This is a genomic window from Pedococcus sp. P1_H8, assembly GCF_056405175.1.
On record NZ_JBFUCP010000117.1, the window covers coordinates 1 to 532 of the forward strand.

Annotated in this window: 1 protein-coding gene; it reads left to right on the plus strand. The window is 71.1% G+C overall.

Going from position 1 to position 532, the window contains the following annotated elements:
• Nucleotides 1-532, plus strand: a 532-nt coding sequence (locus tag AC1DYG_RS19135; RefSeq protein ID WP_477641444.1) for a hypothetical protein, incomplete at both ends; no start/stop codon positions are given.

The following is a 532-nucleotide window of genomic DNA, read 5'->3' on the forward strand; positions in this document are numbered from 1 at the left end:
CAGCCACGACGGGAAGCGTCCGGACTGGTCGCTCATCGGGACCGTATCGACTTCCGGCTGCGTCTCGCGTTCACCCATGCCGCGCCGGTCCCGGCGAGCGCGCAGCGGGGATACGCCGCCCTCCACCGCAGGGCGTTACCGGGTGGGTGCGACACACTGCTGTCCGACCTGACGGAGGCGGTCACCGCCATCCTCGCCGAGGGCCCGCCGGCCACCGCCGCCGCCGACCTCGCGCTCCCGGAATCAGCCGAGATCGAACTGATCCGACTCTGCGTCGTCGCTGCCCAACTCGACCAGTACGAGACCGCGGAGGAGTACGCGGCGGGCTCCTTCAAGGGACGGGCCGAGTTCTGCATCGGCGGTACCTGGGTCGCGTTCTACGGCGGAATGTCCTGGGGAGATGAGCCGTTCGACGGGTTCGATGCGGTGAACGCGCTCTCGTGCCTGCCCGGCCTCGCTGTCGCACACACTGCGCCGCCGGCGCCGAGGCTGGCCGACCGGATCCTCGACGGCCTCACCGACGACGGGGGAC